Origin of the sequence: uncultured Sulfuricurvum sp. (assembly GCF_937936435.1) — a bacterium.
Taxonomy (GTDB): Bacteria; Campylobacterota; Campylobacteria; order Campylobacterales; family Sulfurimonadaceae; genus Sulfuricurvum.
Genome location: NZ_CALDDG010000023.1, coordinates 1 through 6093 on the forward strand (window position 1 = coordinate 1; position 6093 = coordinate 6093).

At 46.2% G+C, this 6093-nt stretch carries 5 protein-coding genes and 1 pseudogene; 4 read left to right on the plus strand and 2 right to left on the minus strand.

Going from position 1 to position 6093, the window contains the following annotated elements:
• The coding region (gene lpxB / locus Q0389_RS02695) for a lipid-A-disaccharide synthase (protein ID WP_298691365.1) at nucleotides 1–789 on the plus strand (789 nt) is incomplete at its 5' end.
• A complete protein-coding gene (locus Q0389_RS02700; RefSeq protein WP_298691367.1) occupies nucleotides 782–1312 on the plus strand; it encodes a hypothetical protein in 531 nt (176 codons plus the stop codon). The genes lpxB and Q0389_RS02700, both read left to right, overlap by 8 nt.
• 4 nt (nucleotides 1313–1316) lie before the next feature.
• Here Q0389_RS02700 and Q0389_RS02705 read toward each other — a convergent pair whose 3' ends face one another.
• A complete protein-coding gene (locus Q0389_RS02705; RefSeq protein ID WP_298691369.1) occupies nucleotides 1317–1700 on the minus strand; it encodes a thioredoxin family protein in 384 nt (127 codons plus the stop codon).
• A complete protein-coding gene (gene dsbD, locus Q0389_RS02710) occupies nucleotides 1700–3520 on the minus strand; it encodes a protein-disulfide reductase DsbD (RefSeq protein WP_298691371.1) in 1821 nt (606 codons plus the stop codon). The genes Q0389_RS02705 and dsbD overlap by 1 nt, the downstream gene beginning before the upstream one ends.
• Before the next feature lie 140 nt (nucleotides 3521–3660).
• On the opposite strand from dsbD, the gene Q0389_RS02715 reads away from it, so the two are divergent.
• Nucleotides 3661–5574, plus strand: coding sequence for a thioredoxin domain-containing protein (locus Q0389_RS02715; RefSeq protein WP_298691373.1), 1914 nt, complete (start codon nucleotides 3661–3663; stop codon nucleotides 5572–5574).
• A 22-nt stretch (nucleotides 5575–5596) separates the two neighbouring features.
• A pseudogene (locus Q0389_RS02720) lies at nucleotides 5597–6093 on the plus strand (polyphosphate kinase 2); the annotation flags it as partial.

A 6093-nucleotide genomic window follows, 5' to 3' on the forward strand; every position in this document is an offset into this window, starting at 1 on the left:
AATCTCCCCTTGGCAAAAGCGATCCGAAAACGTTATCCGGACAAAAAGATCATCTATTACATTTTACCTCAGGCGTGGGCTTGGAAAAAAGGTCGTATTCCCGTCCTCGAAAAAACGATCAGCCGACTGTGTTCCATTCTCCCCTTCGAGCCTTCCTACTATTCTCCGAATGCTCCGATCGAATATGTTGGACATCCGTTGCTCGATGAGATCACTGTGACCAAAAAAGATCTGAATCCTACCGGGATCGTCACCTTTATGCCCGGCAGCCGACCCGGAGAGATCAAAAGGCTTATGGACGTTTTCAGAGAACTGCGTGCCAAAATCTCCGAACGGGCGATGCTGGTTATCCCCTCACATTTCAGCACCCAAAAAATAGCTGAACTCTACGGCGACATCAGTATGTTCGAGATTACACACGAAGCGCACAAGACATTGGCACAATCGGATTTTGCATTTATTTGCAGCGGTACGGCCACGTTGGAAGCTTCTTTGATCGGAACCCCGTTTATTTTGGTCTATATCGCCAAATCGCTTGACTACATGATCGGAAAAGCATTGGTAAAACTCGAATATGCCGGACTGGGCAACATCTTATTTGATCATCACTATCACCGTCCTCTCCATCCCGAATTCATCCAAAACGGCGTTAATGCACAAAACCTGTATAATGCGTATTTGGAAATGGATAAAACCGCTTTTTTTAACGATGCCGCAAAACTGCGTGATCTTTTGGAACACGGCAGTGCGGCACGTGTCAGCACAATCATTAAGGAAATACATGCTTAGAATGTTTTCGTGGATACGCTCATCCATGCGCCGCTTTACCGAAGAGAAAATCATCCCCTACACTTTTACTCTCAATGACGGGCCGATGCTGTTTAGAGACATGCTCAAAACCAACAAAATGTATCAGGACGGTTTAAAACTGGAAGGAAATATTCCGGGATTTCGGATGAGTATCGGACGCAGCTATCTCGTCTTTATCGGATTGTGGCACATCATTATCCTCCCTGTTTCGATTGCCTTTCATCCTTTGTTGGCTAAAATAGACTGCCATTTGCTGATCCTCATGGCCATCTTATTTACGGGGATGTTCTTCGCAACCTATGCAATGTTTAAAGAGTACCTCATCGATAAAGTAGCGCTTCGTATCATTCAAAATGCATGGGAAAACCATTTTCCCCATTTCGATTACACGCTACATGCCAAAGAGGTCGCTAAAATTTACTCGGAAGCATTGGAAAAAGAGGTACCGCATAAAAATATGCAGCTTTATATCTTAGATCGCTTGGTCGAAGCCAAAAAATAGCAGCCTATTTTTTGTATTTTCCCAAGATTCCGAGAAAAGAGGGGATATTCGCCTGACCGTCATAGCGTCCGATTTTTTTCCCTTTGGCATCCAGAAAATGAAATGTCGGAGTTCCGATATATCCCAGCCCTTCCGGAATGAAATCGTTATGAATATCGATATGGACGGGAACGAAACTTTTTTCCACCTCATTACTCACCGCTTTCTCTTCAAAAACTACATCGTTCATATACTCGCAGGCCGGGCAATCCTCTTTGGAGAGCATTACCATTACCCGTTTTTTCTCTTTTTGCGCCTGTGCCAAAGCGGCGTCGTACGACGATGCCCATTTGAGTTCGGCAAATGCGCAGCTGGCTAATATCGATACTATTAAAAAGATTTTGCCCATTAGAGTTCTCCCAAATGATTTAAAAATTCTTTCGGCTCTTTAAATCCGACAATATCGGCGTTTTTCAGACGAACACCGTTTTCATCGAAAAACAAGATCGCCGGAGGTCCGAAAAGACCGAATTTCGACGTAATCTCTTTCGATGCGTCGTCATTTGCCGTCAAGTCGACTTGAACCAACGTATAGGCGTCCATTGCCGTTTTGACGTTTTCGTCGCTAAAGGTTTTGGACTCATACTCTTTGCACGCCGTACACCAGTCCGCATAAAAATCGACCATCACCTTTTTCCCTTTGTTTTGAGCCAATATCGTATCCAACTCTTGAAGCGACGTGATTTTCTTAAACTCTTTATGAGCACTCATCTCGGCTTGAGCTACCGCCTTGGACGGGAGAAACGGATCAAGAGGATGCAACGGATCTTTTGCCCCGCTCATTCCCCCTAACAACAGTGACATTCCATACAAAAGAATGATAATCCCCAAGGCTTTTTTATTCGCCCGATGACATCGGATACAGCGTCCCCGGATCGGTTCTAACGCTCCGATATTGATCGCAACGAAAATCGCCAAAGAGCCCCACAGCATCATCGAAATATTTTCATCCAGAATACGGCTGATCATCCAAATCGAAATACCGATCAACATAACCCCGAAAATCGATTTGATCGTATCCATCCAGACACCCGGTTTCGGCATGAATTTACCGGCACTCGTTCCGATCGCGATCAAAGGAACCCCCATACCGATACTCAAAGAAAACAGTGCGATACCGCCTAACACCGCATCTCCCGTCTGACCGATATAGATTAATGCTCCCGCTAACGGTGCGGCGACGCACGGCCCGACGATCAGAGCCGAAAGGAATCCCATGATAGCGATACCTACAACCCCGCTTTGCGAACCGCTGATCTTGGTAATTTTAGATTGGATGAAATTTGGAATCTGGAGTTCAAACAAATCGAACATCGACATCGCCAAGATGACGAATATCAGTGAAAACAACGTAATAATCCACGGTGTCTGAAACGCCGCCTGAAGATTGGCTCCGAACAATCCCGCCAAAATACCGGCTATCGTATACGCGACCGCCATAGACAGGACATAAACGACCGAGAGCCAAAACGCTTTTTTCGTCCCCAGCCCCGATCCCTGCGCCATAATGACCGACGAGATGATCGGAATCATCGGAAATACGCACGGGGTCAAAGCCAATAAAAGCCCAAATCCGAAAAAGCTTAGAATAATGAACCAAAGGCTTCCCCCTTTGATAACCCCTGCGATCTGATCGGTTTCAGACTCTTTAGGCTCTGCTTTCAGTGTTGCTTGCGGCTCCGTAGCCGATACTGCCGTCTGTGCTGCTTCGGCTTTCGATGAAGAAAGTGCCGTTTCAGAGTTACTGTCCGCAGTTAATGCATCCGTATTAACAGTGACTTCCAATACCTTTTCGATCGGTTCATAACATAATCCTGCCGAGGAACACCCTTGATAGGAAAGTTTTACCTTCACCTTTTTTTCGCCGCTGAGTTCTTTGCTCTTTACCAAAGCGATACGGATAGCCGGTGAAGACTCATACACCGTTTCTCCGTCGAGTTGAATGGGATCAGCCATGGTGACCGATTTAAAATCGATCCCGTCTTCTTTATCGGCGTCTTCCACTTTCAGCTTATCCGCATATATGTGGATTTGATCCCCCATGAGCAGTTCAACGCCGATAGTTTTCGGATCGACCATTTTGGCTGAGGGTTTGAACGCTTCATCGGGCTGTAAAAAACTTACACCCCATACATTGAGCGAGATAAGTAAAAACAATAGCAAACGCATAATGGAACCTTCTGAAAATTTCATCTCCATTTTATCACAACTAACTGTACCGAATCTCATAGAGCAACATTGTTAATATTTTTCAGCTTAGACATAGTCTCAAATGCTACACTACCCATAACTTTAATTGGGAGCCTCGTATGTCCAACCGCCTCGCCCTCGAAGATTCACCCTATCTGCAACAACACAAAGACAACCCGCTAGAGTGGTATCCATGGTGCGATGAAGCATTCGAACGGGCGCGTACGGAACACAAAGCCATTTTTATCTCCATCGGCTACAGCAGCTGCCACTGGTGCCATGTTATGGAACACGAAGTCTTTGAAAATGCCGAAATCGCCGATTTCGTCAATCAACATTTTATCTGTATCAAAGTCGATCGCGAAGAACGTCCCGACATCGATAAACACTATCAAGAGCTCCATACCCTCCTTAATCGCCGTGCGGGAGGGTGGCCGCTATCGATATTCTGCACCCCTGAAAACAAACCGTTTTATGCCGCCACCTATATTCCGCCGTTCAACCGTGAGAGGATGATGGGCTTTAGCGAACTCACCGCCATTATCGCTGAAAAAATAGCAGCAAACGATGAAAAACTGTTCCAAAATGCCGACGAAATCACCACCTATCTCCGTCCTAAAAACGAGCCGGTTCAGGCAACGGCGCTTAATGACAAAATCATCAAACAGTTCACCCTTCAGGCGCAGCATAATTACGACAGCGACAACGGAGGCTTTTCCAAAGCACCGAAATTCCCCCATGTTTCGACACTCGAAGCCCTGATGATTTTGGATAGATTGGACTCATCCGACGATCTGCAAACCATGATCCATCAGAGTCTGAAGAATATGGCACTCGGAGGGATGTATGATCTCATTGACGGAGGATTTTGCCGATACAGCACCGATGAAACGTGGCTTGTACCCCATTTTGAAAAAATGACGTATGATAATGCTCTGTTGTGCGGATTATACGCGAAAGCGGGGATGGTTTATCACAACGACCGATATCTAAGCGTTGCGAGAGAGTGTGCCGATTTCATGATCGGTTTCATGATGGAAGAGAATCTTTTCTACAGTGCCAGCGATGCAGACAGCGAAGGGGGAGAAGGGCATTATTTCATCTATACCTACGATGCAATCGTCCGGGCATTATCAGAGTGCGGTATTTCGGATATTGTAAAAGCCGCTGCGACGGTCGGAGCATCTGCGAAAGGAAATTTCGAAGGCTACTGCATCATCCGCCTTGCAGATAACGAGCGCCCCGAATGGTTTGAAACCTTCAAAGCAACCCTGCAAGCACTCCGCCGATCACGCACCTATCCTTTTATCGACCGTAAAGTCATTACGGCATGGAACGCGATGATGATCAAATCCCTTTTCATTCTTGGACACAGCGATGAACGCTATCGTCTGCAAGCCATTCGAAGTTTGAATCGATTGAAAGAAACGATGGCACAGGGAGGTCTCAAGCACTCTGCCCTGATTCATAAAGAGGCCAAAATCGACGCTTTTTTAGAAGACTACGCCTATTTGTCCGATGCACTGATCGAAGCGTATCAAAGCACACTGGATGAAACCTATCTTATCGAAGCACAGCACTTTGCCAATAAAGCATTGGAACTTTTTTACGAAGAGGGAAAATGGTATTTCAGCCGCGGAGCCTTTGCTACCGTGGCGGAGCTTGATGACGGAACTTATCCGAGCGCGCTCGGAATCATCGTCAGCGTCCTGTTGGGGCTGGGGATTTTGGTCGATCCCAAATATCATCGTTTCGCTTTCAAAACGCTCGAGTACAACTCCATCAAACTGATGAAAACACCGATTTACTACCCTACTCTCACCGTCCAAGCCGTCCGCTTCATCAAAGAACAACGCATCGTCAAAGGAAAATCTTCTTCTTTACAGGCCGTCGTTTCTTTGCCGACCTACCCTTTTGTCCTCTTCAAAAATGACGAAACACTCGAAGAATTCACAATTTGCGGTGAAAATTCCTGCTTTGCCGCGACAAAAGAGGCTGAATCGCTTAATGAATTAATCACTAGAACGTTATAATCAAAAAAAGAGGAGAAGAGATATGGGTGCAACCAGTGCAATGACCAAAACTGAAATCGACCACACGGACAAGATTGAAGAGATCGTCCATGAAGACCGTCGGAAAAGTCCAAAAGAGCGGGAACAAGAGAAACGTAAAGCGAATAAAAAAGAAGAACGTCTTCCTGTCTGGGTCAAAAAATCGGTATTGGAATACGAAGGGGAGCTCAAAGAACTTCAAATCGAACTGCTAAAACTGCAAAACCATGTTAAAGATAAAGGGCTGAAAGTCCTCATGATATTCGAAGGACGCGACGCCGCGGGAAAAGGGGGAACGATCAAACGGATCACCGAGCATCTCAACCCCCGCGGAGCACGCGTCGTAGCTCTGGATAAACCTTCGGACGTCGAAAAAACCCAATGGTATTTTCAACGTTACGTCGAACATCTCCCGAGTGCCGGAGAGATCGTTTTCTTCGATCGGAGCTGGTATAACCGCGCCGGAGTGGAACCGGTCATGGGATTTTGTACCGAAGAGGA